Raw genomic sequence first — 22,449 nt, forward strand, 5'->3', positions numbered from 1 at the left:
TCGAACGATAAGGATAGGAGAGCGGCCACGGAACGGACGGCTTTGGCGGAATGGGTGGGATGCGAGATAATGCCCCACGAACGCGACCTTCGTGGTTGGCTGCGGTCACGCGTGCTCGCCGCTGATGACGTGGAGGATGTCGTGCAGGAATGCTATTGTCAGCTCGCGCAGCTCCCCAGCGTGTCCCACATCGTCGAGCCGCGGGCCTATCTGTTCGCTATGGCGCGGAACCTCGCTAACCGACAACGCCGGCGCGCTCGCGTCGTGCGGATCGAGCCGATCGCGCAGGTCGAAAGCAGCGAACTGGCAAGCGACCAGCCCCTACCGGATCGGATCGCGGCGGGGCGGCAGGAACTCGATCGCGTGCGTGCCGCGTTGGGCACCCTGTCCGATCGCGCTCGCAAGATTTTCCTGCTGCGACGCATCGAAGGGCTGAGTCAGAAGGAGATCGCCGCACGGCTCGGCGTGACGGAAGCGGTAGTTGAAAACGATGCCAGCCGTAGTCTTCGCGCTATCCTCCGGATGCTGACCGAACCTGCAGAGGTGGTTCCCCCGGCGAAGGAAGGAAAAGCTCATGCTCGATCGCGTTGAAGATATCGCGGCCGAATGGGCGCTGCGCCACCCGCTTGACCCGGCGGGTGAAGCTGAAATCGCGGCATGGCTGGCGGAAAATCCGGCCCATGCCGGAGCGCTCCTGCGGGCAATGGCCGGGCTGAGCCTCGTCGATCAAGCCATCGCACCGAGCGCCGGCTTTGCAGAGACATTGCCCTGGTCACCCATACGCCGCAGGCTTCTAACTGGCATGGCCGCTGCGCTCGCGGCGAGCGTTACCGGGCTATTCGGATTGCAGTATTGGCGCGCGCAGCATGTCGAGACTGCGCAAGGCGAAATCCGCCGCCTGCCGCTTGCCGACGGATCGGTCGCGATGATCAACACCGACAGCGCGCTCAGCGTCGCACTGGAGCGGGACATCCGCCGCATTTCGCTCGATCATGGCCAGGCCTGGTTCCAGGTTGCCAAAGATCGGGGCCGCCCCTTCGTCGTCGATGCCGGTATCGCGCTTGTCCGAGCGGTAGGAACCGCCTTTTCGGTGGAACGACGCGACCAGGGGGTGGAGATCGCCGTGACCGAGGGCACGGTGGCAGTATGGGCGGCGGACGCCAGCGGGGCGATGACGATCATCGAGGCAGGCCAGTCCGCGCGCTTTCATGCCGGTGCGGCAGAGCCTGTTGTCAGCACCGCGCCTGCCGCAATCACCCGCGCGCTGGCCTGGCGCAGCGGCGAGATCGCGCTGGAGAACGAAACGGTCGCCAGCGCGGTTGCCCAATTCAACCGCTATAACCGCCAGCAACTGATCGTCGAGGATCAGGAACTGGCGCAGGAACGGCTGATCGGCCTATTCCAGATCGACAGGCCTGGAGACTTCGCCGCAACGTTGGCCACATCGTTCGAGGCGCAGGTGACCGCCACGCCGAATGAAATCCGCATCGCGCGCAAAAAAGTTGAGCTGCCCTGACGGAATCCTGGGCTCATCGGCTCGTAAGGTGTGAGCGCTTCGGAAGAGAAGGCGCCGACACAGGGAGAGGTTCACCCATGGCATCCGTGCGTTCTCAAATCCTAGGCTCCGCCGCGATTCTACTCGCGTCGGTTGCGCCGATGGCCGCCGCGGCGGCGCAAACCCGCCAGTTCGACGTCTCGGCGCAGCCGGCCCGCACCGGCATCCCCCAATTTGCGCACCAGGCCGGCATCCAGATCCTCGTTCCAGGGCCGTTGGCAGAAAACCTCCGGGTCAACCCCGTGAAGGGATCGCTGGACGTCGCCGCGGCGCTGCGTCAGTTGCTCGACGGAACGGATCTGGTGCCGGTTCGCGCGAGCGGCGCGATCGTCCTTCGCCGTCGCGCAGAGAACGCGCGGGCGTCGCTCACACCCGCCGCCGCCCAGGTCGAACCTGCGTCGATGCAGATGACGGCGGAACTCGCATCGCAGGAGGAGCCGAGCGCGGGCGAGGAGATTGTTGTCACGGGCATTCGCGCCTCTCTGCAGGAATCGATCAACGTCAAGCGCGCCGCTGGCAACATCGTCGACGTCATCACCGCGCAGGACATCGGCAAGCTGCCTGACCAGAATGTGGCAGAGTCGATGAGCCGCATCACCGGTGTGCAGATCACCCGCCGCGAAGGCGACGGGTCGAACTTCACGGTGCGCGGCATTTCGCAGAACCGTCTCGAGATCAACGGCCGTACCTTCCTTGGCCCCGGGGCCGGCGGGAGCGCCTCGCTCGAATCGGTGAGTCCGGAGATCATCTCCAGCATCGTGGTGTCGAAGTCGCCGACGGCGGACATGCCCGAGGGTGCGCTGGGCGCCACTGTGAACCTCAAGACCAAGAGGCCACTGGAGCTTGCCGACTTCGTCGTCAGTGGCCGTCTGCAGGGTGCCTATACCGATCAGGCGGATCACCTCGGCTATCGCGGGTCGGCCCTGGTGTCGAAAACGTTTGCGGACAATTTCGGGATCCTAGCGAGCGCCGCCTATTCGAACACGCATACCCGCGGTTATTCGTTCGACACAGGCGGATGGACCCGCACCAACAATATCGACGGCAATGGCGACGGGGTGAACGATCCCGGCCTGTACAGGCCAAACCGCTACATGGCACGGATCTACGATCGTGCCGAGGAACGGGTCACGCTCAACAGCTCGATCCAGTATCGGCCGGGCGAGCGCTGGGAGATGATCCTCGACGCCACCCATACCCGGCTGAAGCGCAACCGGCAGAGCGCGAACTACCAGATCCTGTTCAACGACAACGACGTCGGCGCCGTGGCGGATGCCAACGGCACGGTGGTCCGTTCCACCTATACCGGCGTGACGGTGCGCCCGCTGATCTATGACGAGCCGACCGAATTCAAATCGACCAATATCGGCTTCTCAACCAAGTATGAGGGCGACGTTGTAACGGTGAAAGCCGATGCGTCCTACGCCAAGGGGCTCGGTACCGATGGCGGACCGGGCGCGTCCTTCACCTATGTGGTGGTGCCCCGCGCCGGCCGTACCGCCAATGCGACGATCGATTTCTCCCGGCGCGGCACCGTGCCCGATCTGTCGCTCGCTTCCAATTTCGATGTGAACGATCCGGCTCAATATCAGCTCGCCTCAATCTTCGAGAACGACTTCCGCACCGACAATAGTGGTTATGACGGGCGCGTGGATTTCACCATCCGCACGGATTTCGGCCCACTGCAGACCGTCGAGGTCGGTAGCCGCTATGAATCGATCCAATTCTATTCGGAAGCGCCGCAGAACATCCCCACGGCGGGAAGCCTGTTGTCGCGCGGCGACAAGAATGGTGACGGCATCCTGACCGTCGATGAACTGCCGGGGCTGGTATATGATAATCAGCAGGGCAGCTTCTATCCGGGCGTGCCGGGCAATTTTCCGCGCGACATACTGGGCGGCACAACGGACAAGCAGGCCGCGCGCGACGCCTTCGGCCTGCCCGTTCCGCGTGCAGACACGATCCCGTTCGGGCGCGTCTCGATCAAAGATGTGAACCAAGATACACTGGCCTTTTACGCCAAGGGCAATTTCGAAGGCGCGATCGGATCGATGCCGCTCACCGGCAATGCCGGCGTCCGCTACATCACCTTCGAGCGGATTTCGTCGGGCTATCTCTCCGATACCCAGCCGACGGCATCTAAGTCGCGGTTCGGCTATTGGCTGCCGAGCGCCAATGCTTCGCTCGACATCGTTCGCAACCTGACTTTCCGGCTCGCTGCGGCAAAGGTCGTCGCGCGGCCCAGCCTCAGCGATGTGGGAGTTAGCTTCGTGCCGCTGTTCGTGTCGCGCACGGGCTCGCGCGGCAATCCGGCGTTGCGCCCGTTCGAGGCCACGCAATATGACGCGACGCTGGAATGGTATTTCGCGCCGTCCAGCGCGCTGACGGTCGCCGGCTTCTACAAGAATGTTGATTCCTTCACACTCAACCGCACCCAGAGCGAGTTCATCGCCGGCCTGTCGGATCAGCTCGATCCCAGCACCGGCCAGACCTATGGCGCCTTTCAAATCACCCAGCCGGTCAACGGCGCTTCGGGCAAGATCAAGGGCGTCGAGGTCGCCTATCAGCAGTCGTTGCGCTTCCTGCCTGGTCTGCTGCGCAACCTCGGCGTGCAGGCGAACTACACCTATGTCGACAGCGAAACTCCGCTGATCGACGAAGCGACGGCCGCGCGGCTGCCACTGCCGGGGCTGTCGAAGCACAGCTACAACCTGATTGGTTTTTACGAAGACAAGACGCTCTCTGCTCGGGTCGCCTATATCTACCGCTCCAGCTACCTGCTGGGCCAAGGCAGCGCCGGCGCAGGCGGCAGCTCCTATGCAGCAGCCCGGGGGCAGCTCGACGCCTCGGCGCAGCTCAACCTCACCCGCAGCCTGCGGTTGACGGTGGAGGCGATCAACCTCACCCGATCGATCGACCGCCAATATCTACAGGACGCGACGCGGCTGCTCACGAGTGCGCGGGAAGATCGGCGCATCTTCTTCGGTCTGGCGGCGACGTTTTGAGGGGCACGGGCATGCGATTGGCATATCTCGCTTCAGCAGCGCTACTCGCCGCCTCCGGGCCAGCTACGGCGCGCGAAGCGCCGGCTACCGCCGACATCGTCATATATGGATGCACGGCGGGCGGTGTAATCGCCGCGATCGAGGGCCGGCGGCTCGGGCGCAGCGTTACTCTGGTTTGCCGGGACGCCTATCTCGGCGGCATGACCACCAACGGCCTCAGTTGGTCCGATACCGGCAACCATCGCGCGATCGGCGGGCTGGCGCTCGAATTCTACCGCCGTGTGAAGCGTCACTATGACGACCCGGGCGCCTGGACCCATGCCCCGCGGCCGGCGCGCGCCGAGAACTTCATCGACGACGGCGCGATGTGGCAGTTCGAACCCAAGGTCGCGGAGCGCATCCTTGAGGCGTGGGTGCAGAGCGCTGGCGTCCCGGTGGAGCGGAGCCAGCCGCTCGACCGTAGCCGCCATGGAGTGGAGCGGCGCGGCACGACGCTGGTCGCCTTCCGCTCGAAGACGGGGCGCCGGTTCGCCGGCCGGATGTTCATCGATGCCAGCTATGAGGGCGACCTGATGGCCGCCGCCGGGATTTCCTACACCGTCGGTCGTGAGGCGAATGCGACCTATGGGGAGACACTGAATGGCGTCCAGCTCGGCAGAACGACCAACCACCAATTCACGCTCGACATCGATCCGTATAAGGTGCCCGGCGATCCCCGCAGTGGACTGCTGCCACGGATAAGCGCGGAAGCGCCGGCAGCGGACGGCAGCGCCGACACCAAGATCCAGGCGTATACCTATCGCCTGTGCCTGACCGACGTGGCCTCGAACCGTCTCCCGCTGCCTAAGCCGGCGCGCTACGATCCCGGACAATATGCGCTGCTCCAGCGCTACATGGTCGCGGGCTACCGCAACTTCTTCCAAAAGTTTGATCGCATTCCGAACGGCAAGGCGGACGTTAACAATTTCGGCGCATTCTCCACCGACAATATTGGCAGGAACTATCGTTACCCGGAGGGCAGCGACGCAGAACGCCAGGCGATTGCGCGTGAGCATGTTCGATACCAGCAGGGCCTGTTGTGGTTCATGGCGCACGATCCGGGCGTACCGGCCGAGACGCGTGCCGAGATGGACCGCTGGGGCCTGTGCCGCGACGAATTCACCGCCACCGGCGGGTGGCCGCGGGAAATGTACGTCCGCGAGGCCCGACGAATGGTGTCTGATTTCGTGATGGCAGAGCCGCAGGTGCGCGGGATGCAGCCAACGCCGCGGCCGATTGGCATGGGCTCGTACCAGATGGATTCGCACAATACGCAGCGGATCGTCGATGGCCGGGGCCGCGTGCGCAACGAGGGCAATATCGAGGTGGCGGTCGGCCACGCCTATCCGATCAGCTACGATGCGATCGTTCCGAAGCGTGGAGAGGCACGCAATCTGCTGGTGCCGGTCGCGCTGTCCGCTTCGCACATTGCCTATGGAACGATCCGAATGGAACCGGTGTTCATGATCCTAGGCCAGTCGGCGGCCGCTGCCGCCGATCTTGCCATTGCAGGAAACGTACCCGTGCAGGCGGTGGCGTATCCGCTGTTGCAGCAGCGGCTTCTTTCCGAGGGCCAAATCCTGACGCTTAACGGTCGATAAGGCAGGGATCGTGGCAATTGCCGATCGCCATGGGATACGTGCGAGCGCTCCGATGTCGCTGTCCCGAGCAAAAGCGCAAGACATTAGGGCGCCCAATTGGAAACGTTGCCGTTCGACAAGATTGCAGGGCGAATGACCGGTCTCGGGGTTTTCCGCCGTGGTATGTTACGCGACAAGGCGTCTATCGGCTGCCCGGCGGCCAATTGTCGGCAAGCCTGTCCTACCTAATCGCGACACGGCTTTGGATCACACTGGCAGCGCTGTCGTGTGCTTGATCTCAGATAACGCCACCGTCGAATTGATCTCCTGGACGCCCGGCAGTTGCGACAGGCGCTCGAAGAAAAGGCGTTCATAGGATTCGATATCGGCTGCGACGATGCGCAGCATGAAGTCGACCGAGCCCATTAGGACATGGCATTCCAGCACTTCGGGAACATCGCGGATTGCAGCGGAAAATTCGTCCAGATTGGCCCGACCGTGCGCGTTCAATTTCACCTGTGCGAAAACCTGCGCCTTCAGCCCGACCTTGGCGCGATCGACCAGCGCGACCCGCCGTTTGATGATGCCTTCCCGCTCGAGCCGGTCGATACGCCGCCAGCATGGCGACGTGGACAACCCCACCGCTTCGGCGACGGCGGCAGTCGACAGGCTCGCATCCTGTTGCAGGATCATCAGGATCCTGCGGTCCCATTTATCGAGATCGATCGGCATAATCGACCCGATACTCTATATTCGCCGGTCGATCCAACCTGGTCTCCGGTCTTTCGGTACATAATTAGGTCAGTTCCACCGCCGGTTTCCCGCTAACTTCGCGTGACGACAACATGGGGAAACACGATGTATTCTGACGCGCAGACCGGTCCTTCCGTACCCGAAGAGGTGGTGCCGTTCCACGATGCGATCACCGGCGTGCGCGGTGCGATCGTGCTGCATTCCACGGCGCTCGGCCCCGCCGCCGGCGGGTGTCGCCTGGCGCGGTATCCATCCGACAAGGACGCGGTCGCCGATGCTCTGCGGCTGGCCGAGGGGATGGCGTGGAAGAATGCGCTGGCCGATCTCCCGCTGGGTGGAGGCAAGATGGTGCTTTGCGCCGCCGACGAGTTGGACCGGACGGCGCTCTTCCGGGTGGTCGGCCGTGCGGTCGAGGCGCTGGGTGGTCGCTACGTCACTGCGGAGGATGTCGGGACGAGCGTCGCGGACATGGACGTCGTCGCGCAGGAGACGCAGCATGTCGCCGGCCGGACCGTGCGACCCGGCCATGCAGGCGGCGATCCGTCGCCATGGACGGCGCTCGGCGTGCTGAACGCGATGCGCGTCGCGGTGCGGCATCGGCTGGACGCGGACCTGTCCGACATAACGGTCGCGGTACAGGGACTGGGGCATGTCGGTTACGCGCTGTGCGAGCTGCTGTACGAAGCCGGTGCGCGCCTGCTCATCGCCGAGCCACGCAGCCACGTCGCGGCACAAGCAGCCGTGCGGTTCGGTGCGACGGTGGTCAACGGAACGCGACTGTCCGACGTTCATGCCGATGTTTTCGCACCCTGCGCACTGGGCGGCGTACTCGACGCGCCGATGGTCCGCAACCTGCGCGCCAAGGTTGTATGCGGCGCCGCCAACAACCAGTTGTTCAGCCCATTCCAGGCCGAACAGCTGGCCGATCGTGGCATACTGTATGCGCCCGACTTCCTGGTCAACGCCGGCGGCATCATCAACGTCGCGGCCGAGCATCTTGGCTGGGACGAGAGCGACGTCCGCACGAGGATCGACCAAATCGGCGCCCGGCTGAACGAAACGTTGCATTATGCCGAACGGTTTGGCGTCACGGCACATGACGCTGCGCGCCGGATCGCGGTGCAACGCATGGCCGCAAACCGCGTGACCATGGCCGCGGCGGCGTAGGGCGATGATGGTGGCGACGGTCCAGTGCACCTCTGTCTTCGACATCCGGCTGGAGCGCTGCACGCAGACGCTGTGCCGGCTGATCGGTCTGTTCGCCCAGCGGGACGAGGCGCTGTCCGCGCTGACGCTGACCGACATCGCCGACGTGCAGATCCTGACGATCGCCACCGACGCCCTGGCCCCCGACGACGCACGAATTGTCGCGGCCAGAATGCGGCAATTCATCGCCGTCCACTCCGTCATGCTGCGCAGCGACTACAGCGACGCATCACAATGGGCAGGCGCTGTCGGGAATACCCGGCACCCGCTGCCATGTATCGACGGCCGCACCGCGCGGGAGGTAGGTGATGGGCAACACGCGGCCGGCGCGCATCACCGATAGCGTCAACTCGCGTCCCTGCGTGCCCTGAAGCTGATCCTGCGGCACCGGCGTGACGACCTGGTCTCCGTCGCGCAGCCCGGCTCGGGCCGCCGCCGAACCGGCGATCAATCCCCGTACAATCCGCTGAGGTTCGGCGAGAACGGCCGTATCGAAACCCAGGTCGTAGCGTCGCAGGCGCACGCTCGTACGCTGAAAACACGGACCGAACGCATCCGACGGCGGCAGGGGCATCTGACCGTTCAGAAAGGCGCGAAATTCGACCACTGCTTCTGCTCCGAGTTCGCGCGTCAGCTGATCTTCCCAATCGGCGTTGGTCAGCAGCGTTCCGCTCCGCTCCCGACGCAGCATCGCGAGCATCATGTCGTCCAGCGACCGTCGCCCCCGCGAGGAATGGCGGACCGCCGTATCGACCGTCGAGAAATACAGCATGCCGCGATCGTAGGGCAGCGTGCGGATCCGCGTATCGGCCCAGAAGCGCTTCGCTATTTCGGCATTCGGCACGCCTGCCATTACGCTGGAATAATAGCGTCCGGCATGGAAGTTCACGTCCTTTAGAAAGGCATCGGGCGTTACGAGCCCGAACCGCAACGGCAGGCGACGCTGGTACAGCGTTGCCAGCCCCTCGTTCGACTCTCCGCGGGACATCCTGCTTGAGGGTTGGAGAGCCGTCCACGTCATCAGTTGTGGATGTTCACGGGTTAGTTTCCGCTCCCCACCTTCGGCCCTTCGTTCATGTCGAGGCGGGGCTCATGCGGCACGCATTCCCCCTGTCGAACGGTACGCCGAATTTCTCGAAAAGGATCAAGAAACGGGGATCAGCGCGTGAACAAGAACCCCACGCCGAACAGGAACGTCGCACCTTCCAGCAGCCCTACAAATACGTTCCCTGCGGCACGCAATAGGGTGATGCCCAGCGCTTGTGCGAACCACCGCGTTTCTACGATCCAGAAGTTCACGATGCTCAATACGACGAGCCAATGGCCAACCGTACGCGTCACTTCGTGTTGGTCGAGCCCGAAGCTGCTACCGACACTCAAGCCGAGAGCAAAAACAGCTGCCGGATAACATTGCTCGTAAAAAGGCTGCTGTAGAGAATTGCGATCGAGCTTGATCTTGCGCTTGCGCACCATGCGCGCTGCCAGGAAGAGTGGGAAGCCCGCGAAAACGACGACGCGAAGGACCAGGGCACTCGCATTGTCGTTGACCAGGTCGGCGAGGCCATGATGATTGGCGATAATCTTGTCGGTCTGCCCCAGCGCCGTAGAGACCGTGTGCGCCAGCAACAGCGTCAGAGCCAGAAAAAGGGGCGGACTGAGCACCGACGCATATCGTTCATCGTCAGGGAGCGCCATTTCGAGCTCGATCTCCTTCATCGTATCGACCGGTCGCAACAGCGCCTGCCAAAGCGTAAGGGGGAAGAAGATCACCCAGCTCATGACCTCGTAGAGGAGTTCATCGAGCGAATTTAGCCACTTCATAAAGTCCATATCGCATGATGTGCGATGTAGAATTTGTTCGCAACGGCTTGCTATTCGTCGTCTGTGTATTTCCAAGGCTCGCCCACGGCGGAACCTGCGGCAGCAATAAGTGATTGAGAAACGTCGACAGTGATGGACGCCGTCATCCCGCTTCCATAAACTCGTCACATTGATGAAGAGGTAATTTCGAACGAACGGGAGAGTCGCCATGCGCTATCGAGCACACCTGTCGAAGGTCACGACCGCACTTCTTTTAGGAACAGCACTTCCGGCGGTTGCCGATGCGCAATCTACGGGTCTCGAGGACATGGTAGGCGCCCGTGCCGGGCAAGGCGAGATAGAGTTGCAGCGGCGCGGCTACGTCAACATCCGCGGTGAGCAGGGTGATGATCGCGCCTATACCTATTGGTGGAACGCCGATCGCCGCCAGTGCGTCAGCATCGCCACGATGGAAGGCCGCTACAATTCCATCCAACCGACCACGTCCCCCGATTGCAGGAAGCCGGCGAACCTTCGCCCCAACCCCAACTACGGTGGACCGCCTGCGTCCCGGCCACGGCCCGACTATGAACCCGATCCGGCATATGGACGCGCGCCAGTGGGTCCCGGTGGCGGTCAGGCCAACTATCCATCGAGTGGGCCGGTCGTCGATGGAAGGAACGTGGAACTCGGTCTCGTATGTTTCGGGGATGGGTCGAAAACCGGTTTCGCCAGCGGTACGACGTGGAATTGGAACCGTGATCGTGATCGGTATGAGTCCGGCAATTACACGGAAACCAGAAGGGAGGTCTTCGATGCCTCCCTCATGATCCAGACTTGGGCAGGTGGGGGACGTATCCGGCTACCCAAATCGCTGATCCCGCCGATCAATTCTCGTGGTGATCAGGGATGGTGGGACTTGCGCGACGTATCCGTCGGCCCCGACACGATCCGCGCCAGTTACCGTCTGAACGGGTTGAACAAGCCAAGGCTGACGATCGACCGGCGCAGCGGTCGCATCACGGTCGAGGGGATGAGCAACTATGGTTTTCGGGGCACGTGCGACACAATCGGGCACGAACCGCGGCGGTTCTGAGTAAAGTCGCGTCGATGCATTGCGGACGCATTGGGGCGATAGCTGAGGCCCACGCGCTTGACGAATAGCTGTTATCGGGAGGCCCGATCCACAACCTGAGCGTCCGTGGGTGAGCGAACGCGCCCCATCCGACACCTTCCGGCCAGACCCGGTTGTGGACGTTCACGACGTAATTTCCGCTCCCCAACTTCGGCCCTTCGTTCATGTCGAGGCGGGCTCACGTGGCACGCATTCCACCCTGCCTGACGGCACGCCGAATTGCTTGAAAAGGATGGCAGACCGTGCGAAAACTCGCTGGCATGGTGCCAACCTGACGTTCTTTTCGACGGGGCGGATCTAGAGGCGATAAAATTTGGTTCTTCGGCTGTGCCGGTGCCGCAATGGCTCGATGGGGAGCATGCTTGGGCTGTGTCGGCGCAATTTGCAGTGTGGATCAGGCCCTCACTGCCTGGATAAGCTCCGGGATGCCGATGATGGTGATGGCCCGCCTGAGATTGTAGGCGAGCGCGGTCAGGCTGAACTCGGCGCGGACCTTCTCCAGCCCGCGCATTAGGAACACGCCTTGGTTCATCCACTGTTTGATCGAGCCGAACGGGTGTTCGACCGTTTCGCGCCGTATGGCGAGGACGCCGGGCCGGGCCGCGAGCCGTTTCGCCATGCGCTCGAGCACCGCCTCGTTCTCCCAACGGTTGATGCGTCGCCAGCGGCTACCGGTGCAGCGTGCCTTGATCGCGCAGGCGGCACAGGCGGCGGGGCTGGAGTACTGGATCGAGACATGGCCCCGCGTCACCGAGCGGTAGCGGGTATCGAGAAGCTGGCCACCGGGGCAACGATAGGCATCGGCTGCCGGGTCGTAGACGAACCGCTCCTTGGGAAAGCGGCCGTTGGCAATCGCGCTGCCACGCTCCGGCCGGGCGACATAAGGCGTTATGCCAGCCGCCTCGCATGCCTCGATGTCCTCGCCTTTGTAATAGCCCATGTCCGCCACGGCAGCGATCCGGTCGACGCCAAGAGCTTCCTTCGCCGCGCCGGCGGTGGATGCGAGCAGACCCATGTCGGTCGCGGCGTTGGTGACGTGCTGCTCGACGATCAGCTTGTGCTTCGCATCGACCGCCACCTGCGCGTTGTAGCCGACCGTGGTCTTTTGACCCGTGACCATCGCGCGCGCATCGCGATCGGTCAGCGAGATCTGGCTCTCGCCGCTGGCGGTCAGCTGCTCCAGCATCGCCGCCTGCGCCTGCCGCCGCTCGCGCACCCTGGCGATCTTCGCCGCCAGTGCCTCACCGCGACCAAGCCCATGGCCGTCCTCACCGCGGTCGATGGCATCCAGCTCGACCAGATACCCCTCAAGCCGCTCGTCGGCCGCGGCGATATACCGGGCCAGCTTGTCGCGCGAGAAGTTCCGTCCCGGATTGTTCACCGCCTTCAGCCGGGTGCCGTCCACCGCCAGCAGCTCGCGGCCGAACAGGTCGAGCTTGCGGCACAGGATGACGAAGGCGCGGAACACCGCCTTGAAGGCGCTCCGGTTGTCGCGACGGAAATCGGCGATGGTCTTGTAGTCCGGCCGCAGCCCGCGCAGCAGCCAGATCAGCTCAAGGTTGCGCGTCGCCTCCGCTTCCAACCGTCGGCTCGACCGCACCCGGTTGAGATAGCCGTACAGGTACAGCTTGAGCATGTCGCCCGGGGCATAGCCCGGCCGCCCCGTCGCCTTCGGCCGCGAGCGATGGAAACCGGCCTCGCCCAGATCAAGGTCATCGACAAAGACGTCGATGAACCGAACCGGACTATTCGCCGCCACATAATCCTCGACCGATGCCGGCAGCAGCAGCGCCTGGTCGCGCGCATGACCCTCGATGTACGCCATGATCACAGCATACGCCGGTCAGCGACACGATGGAATCAGCCAGCGAGTTTCCGCACAGTCTGGATGGCTGATCGGGAAAGCACTATCCACGATTGTGGCGGCGGCGAAGCTAGCTAACTTAGCTAGTGAGGTGGATGACGTCGCTCACAAATCTATTTGCGATCTAATTAATCATATAGAAAAATGAGAGTTATAGTAAATTATAATACTCTTAGTTAAACGTATGGAACGGGCCCCGTGGATCCCCTAATGATAAAGTCCACGTCGAACAGAGCTTTCATCACAGATGGCAGAGATGGCTTGCTAATAAGAGTCTCAACCGCTGCTTTAGCAATTTCGCTGATCGGCTGTCGGACCGTAGTCAATGATGGCCATACCAGTTGAGCGGCTTCGCTATCGTCGAAGCCTGCCACCGAGATGTCACCCGGCGTAGCCAATCCGGCGCGATGTGCTGCGGCGACGACGCCGACCGCCATGTCGTCATTTGCAGCAAACACGAAGGTCGGGCGGTCGCGGAGATTGAACAGCCGTTCTCCCGCTTCCATGCCGGACGCGAAGGTAAAGGCTCCGGATGCGCACATTACCGCGCATTCACCGACATGGCGCGCAATGGCCGCGTGATAGGCCTCGCGGCGCACGCCCGACGCACGGTGGGCAGGTGGCCCTTCGACGAAGGCAAAACGACGATGACCCAGAGCGGCGGCATATTCCACCATCGCATCGACGCCAACCGCATCGTCGGCGACGATCATGGGCGCGGCGTTTACCTCGTCAATCGGATCGAGAAGGACATAGCGAACGTCGTAACGGTCCAGGATCGCCAGTACAGCCGGATCGTTACAGAGCGGCGGCGGGACGATCGCACCGTCGAACGATGCAGTCGCGACGGCGCGCTCGAATTGCGCTAGCATCGCCGGATCGCTGGAATCGAGTTCTTCCAGCGCCAGATGAAAGCCCCGTTCGCGGCAGATGACTGACGCCCCGCGGTGCAGTGCGACGCTGTAATGCGCCGAAAGGCTTGCGGTAAGCGCCGCGATCAGAAACGTTCGTTCGCCGGCCAGCGATCGCGCGGCGGTGTTGGGCCGATAGGCCAGGTCCGCGATCACCGACCTGACCCGTTCCGCGGTCGCCGGACGCACGTTTGGTTCGCCATTGACCACGCGCGATACCGTTTTCCACGAAACGCCCGCCTGCTTGGCGACATCGATGATCGTCGGATTCTTCATCACTCGATATCGTCCTTTGTGCAGATGTTGACAATAACCACCAGGAATTTTCAAAGTTACAACGTTGTCATTATGAGTTGACAACGTTGCCATTGATCCGCCAGCATCGTTGTCAAGCAGGAAAAATCTGCACGAGGATTCGAAAAGGGGAGAGGAAAAATGCGCACGTTCCGCATGTTGACGTCTGTGATCGCTATATCCACAGCTGCCACCCAGCCGGCCTGGGCTCAACAGCTACCGGGTGCCGGGCCCGCTACCACTGAGCAGCGAAACACGGACATAAACGGGACGCCCGATCCGTCATCGTCACCCGACCGGACCGCAGACTCATCGACAGCATCCGATCAGGGCATTCCCGGCGATGCGATATCCACTGGCGACATCGTCGTCACCGCGACCCGCACATCGACGCTGGCATCGAAGACCCCGGTGGCCCTCACCGCTGTGACGGGAGACTCGCTGATCGAGACCGGCGTCACCAACCCTACCCAAATCGGCGAGGTCGTCCCGAACATCTCGATCGACCGAAACAACGGGCTTCAGATCACGATCCGCGGCGTCACCTCCACGGACGGCACCGAAAAGGGTGATCCTTCCGCTGCCTTCATGCTCGACGGAATCTACATCGCGCGCAGCCAGGCGCAGGAGACGAGCTTCTTCGACGTCGCCCGGGTCGAAGTCCTGCGCGGCCCACAGGGCACGCTGTTCGGCCGCAACACGACCGCGGGCCTCGTCAACGTCATCACGAATCGGCCGACGTTCACCTTTGGCGGACGCGCCGATGTGACTTACGGCAATTTCGGTCAGGTCCAGACGACCGGCGTCGTCAACCTGCCAATCACGAAGACCTTCGCGGTTAGGGCCGCCGTGAACTACGATCGCAGGGACAATTTCATTACCAGCGGTGCACGGCTGACGCGCGATCTTGACCCGTTCAAGAAGAACATCTCTGGTCGCGTCACTGCGCTTTGGGACCTTGGCCGAGGCGAGATCATTGTGCGCGGCGACTATGCGCATATCGGCGGCAACGCACCCAACGGGGTGCTGACCAGCAACTTCTATTCTGGGTTCGGGACGGGGCAGACGCCGCTCTACATCGGCAATGATCGATCAAGCAAAGACCTGCGCCGCTTGAATGTCCCGATCACGAGCGACCTCGATCGCGACAACAGCACTTGGGGCGTCCAGGGCGAGTTCACCTATGATTTCGGACCGATCGGCGTCGCCTATCTTGGGTCCTATCGCGAATTCAAGCGCCGGGAAAACGGCGTGAGCATCCTGGGCAGTGGCGCCGCCGCGATCCGCAATCGTTTCGACGGCGATTATTGGCAGAACAGCCAGGAACTGCGCGTCTATACCAATGGCGACGGTCCATTGAAGGCACAGGCCGGGCTCTACTATTTCAAAGAAAAGTCCGGGATCAGCTTCAACCTGTTCGGCCTTCTTGCCCCCAATCCGGGGACAGTCGGCTATGTCTTCGGCTTTCCGCAGGACCCGACGATCGCCAAATCCTATGCCGGTTTCGGCCAGCTCACATGGCGCGTCGTCGAGGGCGTGCGCCTGACCGGCGGCGTACGGTATTCCAACGACGACAAATCGCGCGTCGGCGCTACGATCCGTTGCGGCACCGTCGCCTGCACCGGCCCTGGCGACGTCGTCACCCGCAACATCGCGCAGCGCACCTTCGACAAGGTGACTTGGCGCGCCGGCGTCGATGTCGATCTCGATCCGCGCACCTTGCTGTTCGGCACCATATCGACCGGATACAAGGCAGGCGGGTTCAACGACGGTTGCCTGGCGACCACGGCCGGCTGCAACAATCCGCTGCCCGAAGCGGCATTGTTCTATAATCCCGAGACGATCACCTCGTACGAAGCCGGAATCAAGACGCGCCTGCTGAACAACGCGATCAGGCTCAACCTGACGGCCTTCCACTATGACTACAGCGGCATCCAGCTGAGCCAGGTGTCGGATATCTGCGGCGGGCCATGTTCGGTGACGACCAACGCCGCCGAGGCCGACGTCACCGGCTTCGAGCTGGAAACCACGGTGCAGCCGGTCAAATCGAGCCTCTTCAACATCGCGTTGTCCTATCTCGATGCCGAATATGCCGATTTCCAGGTTACGCCGGCAGTCAGCTTCACGGGCCGCAAGCTCGACCGGTCACCCGGCCTTTCGGTGATCGCAGGCTATACCCACACGATCGAACTGCCCGGCGGCGGCAACATCGAGGCGAATGTCCGAACCCGCGTCAGCGACAGCTACATGCTGTCTGCGCTGGCGACGCTGAACCAGTTCCGCGTTCCCGGCAGTACGCGGTCCGACGCCAGCCTCACCTTCAACGCGCCGTCGGACCGGTTCTACGTGCAGGGCTTCGTCAAGAATATCGAGGACGCGGTGGTCGTGACGACGGTCGCGACCGGCACCTTCGCCACTGCCAACTTCGCTGATCCGCGGACCTATGGCGTGCGCGCCGGGGTCAAGTTCTGATGCGGCGGCGCATCCTGTCGACGATGACCGCGATCCTGCTCTGCACGGCGGCCGATGCCGCCGGGCGACCGGACCAGATCGAGATCAACAGCCGGGCGGTGTCGGTCGTCGTCGTCGACGGGCTGCGCTTTCGCGATCTCGACCGGGACGGCCGACTGACGCCCTATGAGGACTGGCGTCGGTCGCCCGCGGCGCGGGCGGAGGATCTGCTTGGGCGGATGACGTTGGCGGAGAAGGCCGGCGCGGTCATGCACGGCAACCTCCTGGGCATCGGCAACGCGATCGGCGCGTCGACGACGGGATATGATCTTGACGCGACACGTGCGCTGATTCTCGACAAGAAAGTGACCACCTTCATCACCCGGCTGGCCGTCACGCCGCAGGTAATGGCGGAACAGAACAACGCGGTACAGGCGATCGCCGAGCAGGGGCGGCTCGGCATCCCGGTGATGATCAGCACCGATCCCCGCAACCATTTCCAGGCGGTGGTGGGTGCGAGCGTCGGCGGCCGCGGCTATTCGCGCTGGCCCGAGCCGCTGGGTTTCGCAGCGCTGCGCGACCCGGCGATGATGCGACGCTTCGCCGATATCGCACGCGTCGAGTACCGCGCTACCGGCATCCACCAGGCCTTGTCGCCGCAGGCCGACCTGTTGACCGAGCCACGCTGGTCGCGCGGCACCGCGACGTTCGGGGCCAGTCCCGATCTCGCCCGGCAGATGGTCGAGGCCTATGTCACCGGGTTCCAGGGCGGCAGCGGCGGGGCGGGACGCGATGGCGTGCTGGCGACCGTGAAGCACTGGGTCGCCTATGGCGCGACGCCGGACGGATGGGACGGACACAATTATTACGGCCGTCACGCCCGTGTCGATGCCGCCAGTTTCGCGCGACATGTAGAGCCGTTCACTGGCGCCTTCGCCGCGAACGTCGGTGCCGTCATGCCGACCTACAGCATCGTTCACGGTGCAGCGGTCGATGGCAAGCCGATCGAGGCGGTCGGCGCCGGCTTCAATCGCGCGCTGCTCACCGACCTGCTGCGTGGCACCTATCGATTCAGCGGGCTGATCGTGTCGGACTGGGCGATCACTAACGATTGCGCCACCGCCTGCAGCGCACCCACCGCCGCCAGTCCGCAAAGGCCAGCCGATATCGCCATGCCGTGGGGCGTCGAACGGCTCAGCCGCCTTCAACGGTTCGCCAAGGGCATGAACGCGGGGCTCGACCAGTTCGGCGGCGTTGCCGAACCCGACCTGATCGTCGAGGCAGTCGAGCGCAAGCTGATCGCCGAGGACCGCCTCGACGGGTCCGTGCGGCGCATCCTGATTGCCAAGTTCGCGCTCGGCCTGTTCGACAATCCCTTCGTCGATCCGGCGGCAGCGGCCACGATCGTCAACCCGGCGGCGGTCGAGGCGGAATCACGGCGGGTGCAGGCTGCAGCGCAGGTATTGCTGAAGGACCCGCGGAGCCTGTTGCCGATCAAGGCTGGGACTCGCGTCTATCTGCACGGTGTCGATACGCAGGTGGCGCGGGCAGCGGGTCTGGTGCCGGTTGCCGATGCAGCGCTCGCGCAGGTCGCACTCGTCAGGATCGACACCCCGTTCGAGCGCCTGCATCCCGATCATTTCTTCGGATCGCGCCAGCATGAGGGGCGGCTCGATTTCCGGACGGGTAGCGCGGACCTTGCGGCAATCCGATCGTTGCCGGCCGGCCTGCCCGTCGTCGCCGCGCTCTTTCTCGACCGACCGGCGGTGCTCGGCCCGATGAACGAAGCCGCTAGCGCAATCCTCGCCAATTTCGGTGTGTCTGACGAGGCGTTACTCGCCTCGGTTACGGGCGCCGCACCCCCACGGGGACGCCTGCCGTTCGAAATGCCCTCGTCGATGGCCGCGGTAGTCGCGCAGGATCCTGCCGTTCCCGACGACACGCGTACCCCACTCTATCCATTCGGCGCCGGCATCGTCGCCGCTCGCTGAGCCGCCAAGGAGTTCGTTCCATGATTCGATCACTGCTGTGGGGCTCGGCATCGCTGGCCCTCGTCATCCCGATGCTGTCCGCCGCCCAGACAGGCGTGTCCGATCCCGATGCCCGTGCCGCGCGAGCGGAAGCGCGGATGACCGACGACGAACGGGTCGGCCTGCTGATCGGCATCATGCCCATCCCCATTCCCGGACTACCGGTTGATATCCCTCCCGGCGTGCCGGTGACGGCCGGCTATATCGCGGGCGTGCCACGGCTCGGCGTGCCGGCACAGCTTTCGAGCGACGCTAGCCTCGGCGTCACCAATCCCGCCCAGTTGCGCAAGGGGGATACGTCGACCGCCCTCCCCTCGGGGCTGGCGGTGGCTGCTACGTTCGATCCGACGCTGGCGGAACGGGCGGGCGCGATGGTCGGCGCAGAGGCGCGGGCCAAGGGGTTCAACATCCTGCTGGGCGGCGGTGCCAACCTGACCCGCGACCCGCGCAACGGGCGCAACTTCGAATATCTCGGCGAGGACCCGCTTTTGACCGGGCGCATGGTCGGTCAAGCGATCCGTGGCACCCAGGCGCAGGGCGTCGTGTCGACGATCAAGCATTTCGCGATCAACGGACAGGAGACGCAGCGGCACACGGCAAATTCGACGATCGATCCCGATGCGCTGCGCGAAAGCGATCTCCTTGCGTTCGAACTGGGGATCGAGACCGGCCGTCCCGGCGCGGTGATGTGCGCCTACAATCTGGTCAACGGCGCGGAGGCATGCGGCAACGCCCCGCTGTTGAACGGCGTGTTGAAAGGCGATTGGGGCTATAAGGGTTGGGTGATGTCGGACTGGGGAGCGGTGGAGAGCACCGATTTCCTTGAGAAGGGCCTCGATCAACAATCGGGCTCGCAACTCGACAAGCAGCGCTGGTTCGATGCACCTCTGAAGCGCGGCTTGGCCGACGGCACCATTCCCCGCGCCCGCGTTTCGGATGCCGTGCGCCGCATCCTGCGCAGCGTCTACGCGGTCGGTGCCGACAAGCCCACCCGCCCCGCCCCGATCGACGTCGCCGGCCATGCGCAGGTCGCACTGAAGACGGCTCAGGACGGCATCGTGCTCCTCAAGAACGACGGTATCCTGCCGCTTGCCAAGACGGCACGCACGATCCTGGTGGTGGGCGGGCAGGCTAGCTTCGGCGTGCTGTCGGGCGGCGGATCGAGCCAGGTCACGCCGAATGGCGCCGCGCCGCGGATCATCGACCTGGGTGGTGCCGGCCTTGGCGGCCTGCTCAGTCGGCAGATCTATTTCCCGTCGTCGCCCGTGGATGCGCTGAAGGTCGCAATGCCTCAGGCGACGCTGACCTTCAGCAGCGGTTACTCAATTGCCAATACCGCAGCCATGGCGAAGGCCGCGGACATGGTGATCGTTTTCGCGACCAAGTGGGAGGGCGAGGATGTCGACTCCGCGTCGCTCGAACTGCCGCAGGGACAGGATGCACTGATCGCCGCGATGGCCGGCGCCAACCGCAATACGGTGGTCGTCCTCGAAACCGGCAATCCGGTGGCGATGCCGTGGCTCAACGACGTCCGCGCGGTGGTGGAGGCGTGGTATCCTGGGCAGGAAGGCGGCCGCGCCATCGCCGACGTCCTCACCGGCCGGATCAACCCCTCCGGTCGTCTGCCGATCACCTTTCCCCGATCGCTCGCGGACGACCCCCGCCCGACCTTGCCGGGGCTCGGACAGCCAGACCGCACCGCGGTCGACGTGCCCTATTCCGAAGGGTCTGCGGTAGGCTATCGGCGGCTTGGCCGTGCGCGCGACGCGGTGCTGTTCCCGTTCGGCCACGGCCTTAGCTATACCCGGTTCGGCTACTCGGCGCTGACCGCGAGCGGCGGCGACACGGTGACGTTGCGCATGACGATCAGGAACGATGGCGACCGGCCGGGCGCCGACGTGCCGCAGGCCTATCTGGTCCGACGCGGGGGGCAAGCGATCCGCCGGCTGGTAGGATTCGAGAAGGTGATGCTCCAACCAGGCGAAAGCCGCACCGTGACCATGGCCGTAGATCCTCGCCTGCTCGCCGATTTCCGAGACGGTCAATGGCGGGTGCCAGCCGGTCGCTACGCGTTCGCCATCGGCAAGTCGGCCACCGATCTAGGCAATCCCGCCGAGGTAACGGTACGTGCGCGGCAGGTGCGTCCATGAGGACGATCGCATTGCTGGCGGCGATGCTTTTCGTCGCACCCGCAGCGGCACAGGTCGCGACGATCGACACCGGCCAGCTCCGCGGCACGACCGAGGGCGCGTCTGTAGCCTGGAAAGGCATCCCGTTTGCGGCGCCGCCTGTCGGCGCCAATCGCTGGCGTGCGCCGCAGCCGGCCCCGCGCTGGCAGGGCGTCCGCGATGCCAGCACCTATGGCAGCGACTGCATGCAGAAACCGTTCCCGAGCGATGCCGCGCCGCTCGGCACCGCGCCTGCCGAAGATTGCCTGGTCGCCAATGTCTGGGCACCGGCCGGAGCGCGCGCCGGACAGAAACGCCCCGTTATCGTCTGGATCTATGGTGGCGGTTTCGTCAACGGCGGCTCGTCGCCAGCAGTCTACTCGGGCGCGAACTTCGCGCGTGACGGGGTGGTGTTCGTCAGTTTCAACTATCGCGTGGGGCGCTTCGGCTTTTTCGCCCACCCCGCGTTACGCGCCGCCGGTGAAGGCCTCCAGGGCAATTTCGCCTATATGGATCAGCTCGCCGCCATGCGCTGGGTGGCGCGTAACGTCGCTGCGTTCGGTGGGGATCCTGCCAACGTCACGGTGATGGGCGAGTCTGCCGGTGGGCAATCGGTGCTGACGATGCTGATGGCTCCATCGGCGCGCGGCCTGTTCGCCCGCGCAGTCGTCATGTCCGGGGGCGGACGCGGCCCGCTGACGGGCATGCGCGATGTCGAGACGGATCGCCCCGATACGCCATCGGGCGAGACGATCGGTCTGGCATTTGCTCGGCGGGCCGGGATTGACGGCATCGATGCCGGGGCACTTGCCCGACTCCGCGCCCTGCCCGCCGATCGCGTCGTAGACGGCTTGTCCATGATCCAGCTGTTCCAGCCACCACCCGGCGAGCGGACCTATGTCGGGGGACCGATGCGTGATGGCCAGCTCGTCGCCGGCACGCCTCAGCAATCGTTCGAAGCAGGAAGACAGGCGCCCGTGCCGGTCATGATCGGCACGACCAGCGCCGACATCGGCTTTTCGACAGCGGCCACCAAGGACGAACTGTTCGCCCCGTTCGGTGCCAACGCCGCAGCTGCCCGACGCGCCTATGATCCGGATGGTACGGCGTCCCTCAAGACACTGGGCGCAACCATCGCTGCCGACCGCGGAATGACCGAACCCGCGCGCTACGCCGCCAATATGATCTCGAACGCCGGCCAACCGGCGTATCTCTATCGCTTTTCCTATGTCGCCGAGTCGGTGTGGTCGACGCAAACCGCCGGCGCGACGCATGCCAGCGACATCCCGTTTGCCTTCGACACCGTAGCGGTCAAGTATGGCTCCGCCCTGTCTCAGCGTGATCGCAACGCCGCTAAGGTATTTCACGATCGCATCGTCGCTTTCGCGAAAAGCGGCTCGCCGAACCACGATGGATTGCCGCAGTGGCAACCATTCGATCGGCAACGGGCATTCTTGCTCGATTTTAACCAGTCCGGATCGGCAACCGGGGGCGCGGACCCATGGGGAACCCGGCTGGACCTGATTGCAAAGGCCGCTCGGTGATGGCTGGACAGGAGGCGATCGCTAGCAGGTTCTGTCATTCTTCTCGATCTTGCCCTGATGCGTATTTGCAATGGAAGCACCGCCATTCGGATGCCACTAACGAGCCTCGATGTC

Annotated in this window: 16 protein-coding genes; 11 read left to right on the forward strand and 5 right to left on the reverse strand. The window is 63.9% G+C overall.

What is annotated here, in order from left to right; all coding sequences use genetic code 11:
- The first annotated feature begins 69 nt into the window (after window positions 1-69).
- From NLI89_RS15265 to NLI89_RS15280, 4 genes are all read left to right on the forward strand, one after another.
- A complete protein-coding gene (locus tag NLI89_RS15265) occupies window positions 70-591 on the forward strand; it encodes an RNA polymerase sigma factor (protein WP_254687805.1) in 522 nt (173 codons plus the stop codon).
- Window positions 575-1,516, forward strand: coding sequence for a FecR family protein (locus tag NLI89_RS15270; protein WP_254687806.1), 942 nt, complete (start codon window positions 575-577; stop codon window positions 1,514-1,516). Before NLI89_RS15265 ends, NLI89_RS15270 begins: the two co-directional genes overlap by 17 nt.
- A gap of 77 nt (window positions 1,517-1,593) precedes the next feature.
- Window positions 1,594-4,560 carry a TonB-dependent receptor gene (locus NLI89_RS15275; RefSeq protein WP_254687807.1) on the forward strand — a complete coding sequence of 989 codons (2,967 nt, stop codon included), beginning with the start codon at window positions 1,594-1,596 and terminating at the stop codon, window positions 4,558-4,560.
- Window positions 4,561-4,571: 11 nt separating this feature from the next.
- Window positions 4,572-6,200 (forward strand): FAD-dependent oxidoreductase, encoded by a 1,629-nt coding sequence (locus tag NLI89_RS15280; RefSeq protein ID WP_254687808.1) that lies wholly within the window; start codon window positions 4,572-4,574, stop codon window positions 6,198-6,200.
- Window positions 6,201-6,446: 246 nt separating this feature from the next.
- Here the strand turns inward: NLI89_RS15280 and NLI89_RS15285 are convergent, their stop codons facing one another.
- On the reverse strand, window positions 6,447-6,911 hold the full coding sequence (locus NLI89_RS15285; protein WP_254687809.1) for an Lrp/AsnC family transcriptional regulator: 465 nt from the start codon (window positions 6,909-6,911) through the stop codon (window positions 6,447-6,449).
- A gap of 126 nt (window positions 6,912-7,037) precedes the next feature.
- Here NLI89_RS15285 and NLI89_RS15290 point away from each other — a divergent pair, with 126 nt between their 5' ends.
- Both NLI89_RS15290 and NLI89_RS15295 read left to right on the forward strand, forming a co-directional pair.
- Window positions 7,038-8,099, forward strand: a complete 1,062-nt coding sequence (locus tag NLI89_RS15290; protein ID WP_254687810.1) for a Glu/Leu/Phe/Val family dehydrogenase — start codon at window positions 7,038-7,040, stop codon at window positions 8,097-8,099.
- A gap of 4 nt (window positions 8,100-8,103) precedes the next feature.
- Window positions 8,104-8,481, forward strand: coding sequence for a hypothetical protein (locus tag NLI89_RS15295; protein WP_254687811.1), 378 nt, complete (start codon window positions 8,104-8,106; stop codon window positions 8,479-8,481).
- Here NLI89_RS15295 and NLI89_RS15300 read toward each other — a convergent pair.
- Entirely contained in the window at window positions 8,368-9,126 is a 759-nt protein-coding gene (locus NLI89_RS15300) for a hypothetical protein (RefSeq protein WP_254687812.1), read from the reverse strand. The two genes, NLI89_RS15295 and NLI89_RS15300, sit on opposite strands and share 114 nt — an antisense overlap.
- Window positions 9,127-9,296: 170 nt before the next feature.
- The gene (locus NLI89_RS15305) at window positions 9,297-9,968 is read right to left on the reverse strand and encodes a hypothetical protein (protein WP_254687813.1); all 672 of its coding nucleotides are present in this window, start codon (window positions 9,966-9,968) and stop codon (window positions 9,297-9,299) included.
- A 199-nt stretch (window positions 9,969-10,167) separates the two neighbouring features.
- On the opposite strand from NLI89_RS15305, the gene NLI89_RS15310 reads away from it, so the two are divergent.
- Window positions 10,168-11,034, forward strand: coding sequence for a hypothetical protein (locus tag NLI89_RS15310; RefSeq protein ID WP_254687814.1), 867 nt, complete (start codon window positions 10,168-10,170; stop codon window positions 11,032-11,034).
- A 433-nt stretch (window positions 11,035-11,467) separates the two neighbouring features.
- Here NLI89_RS15310 and NLI89_RS15315 read toward each other — a convergent pair whose 3' ends face one another.
- Window positions 11,468-12,898, reverse strand: a complete 1,431-nt coding sequence (locus tag NLI89_RS15315; RefSeq protein ID WP_254687815.1) for an IS1182 family transposase — start codon at window positions 12,896-12,898, stop codon at window positions 11,468-11,470.
- A gap of 215 nt (window positions 12,899-13,113) precedes the next feature.
- On the reverse strand, window positions 13,114-14,124 hold the full coding sequence (locus NLI89_RS15320; RefSeq protein ID WP_254687816.1) for a LacI family DNA-binding transcriptional regulator: 1,011 nt from the start codon (window positions 14,122-14,124) through the stop codon (window positions 13,114-13,116).
- A 429-nt stretch (window positions 14,125-14,553) separates the two neighbouring features.
- Here NLI89_RS15320 and NLI89_RS15325 point away from each other — a divergent pair, with 429 nt between their 5' ends.
- Genes NLI89_RS15325 through NLI89_RS15340 form a run of 4 tightly spaced genes read left to right on the forward strand, consistent with a single transcriptional unit; the run spans window position 14,554 to window position 22,335 of the window.
- Entirely contained in the window at window positions 14,554-16,614 is a 2,061-nt protein-coding gene (locus tag NLI89_RS15325) for a TonB-dependent receptor (protein WP_254687817.1), read from the forward strand.
- Window positions 16,614-18,584: a glycoside hydrolase family 3 protein gene (locus NLI89_RS15330; protein WP_254687818.1), complete on the forward strand. Its 1,971-nt coding sequence runs from the start codon at window positions 16,614-16,616 to the stop codon at window positions 18,582-18,584. Before NLI89_RS15325 ends, NLI89_RS15330 begins: the two co-directional genes overlap by 1 nt.
- Before the next feature lie 20 nt (window positions 18,585-18,604).
- On the forward strand, window positions 18,605-20,773 hold the full coding sequence (locus tag NLI89_RS15335; protein WP_254687819.1) for a beta-glucosidase: 2,169 nt from the start codon (window positions 18,605-18,607) through the stop codon (window positions 20,771-20,773).
- Window positions 20,770-22,335 carry a carboxylesterase/lipase family protein gene (locus tag NLI89_RS15340; RefSeq protein WP_254687820.1) on the forward strand — a complete coding sequence of 522 codons (1,566 nt, stop codon included), beginning with the start codon at window positions 20,770-20,772 and terminating at the stop codon, window positions 22,333-22,335. The genes NLI89_RS15335 and NLI89_RS15340 overlap by 4 nt, the downstream gene beginning before the upstream one ends.
- Window positions 22,336-22,449 lie beyond the last annotated feature (114 nt).

Origin of the sequence: Sphingomonas faeni, assembly GCF_024273235.1 — a bacterium.
GTDB classification, from domain to species: Bacteria; Pseudomonadota; Alphaproteobacteria; order Sphingomonadales; family Sphingomonadaceae; genus Sphingomonas; species Sphingomonas faeni_A.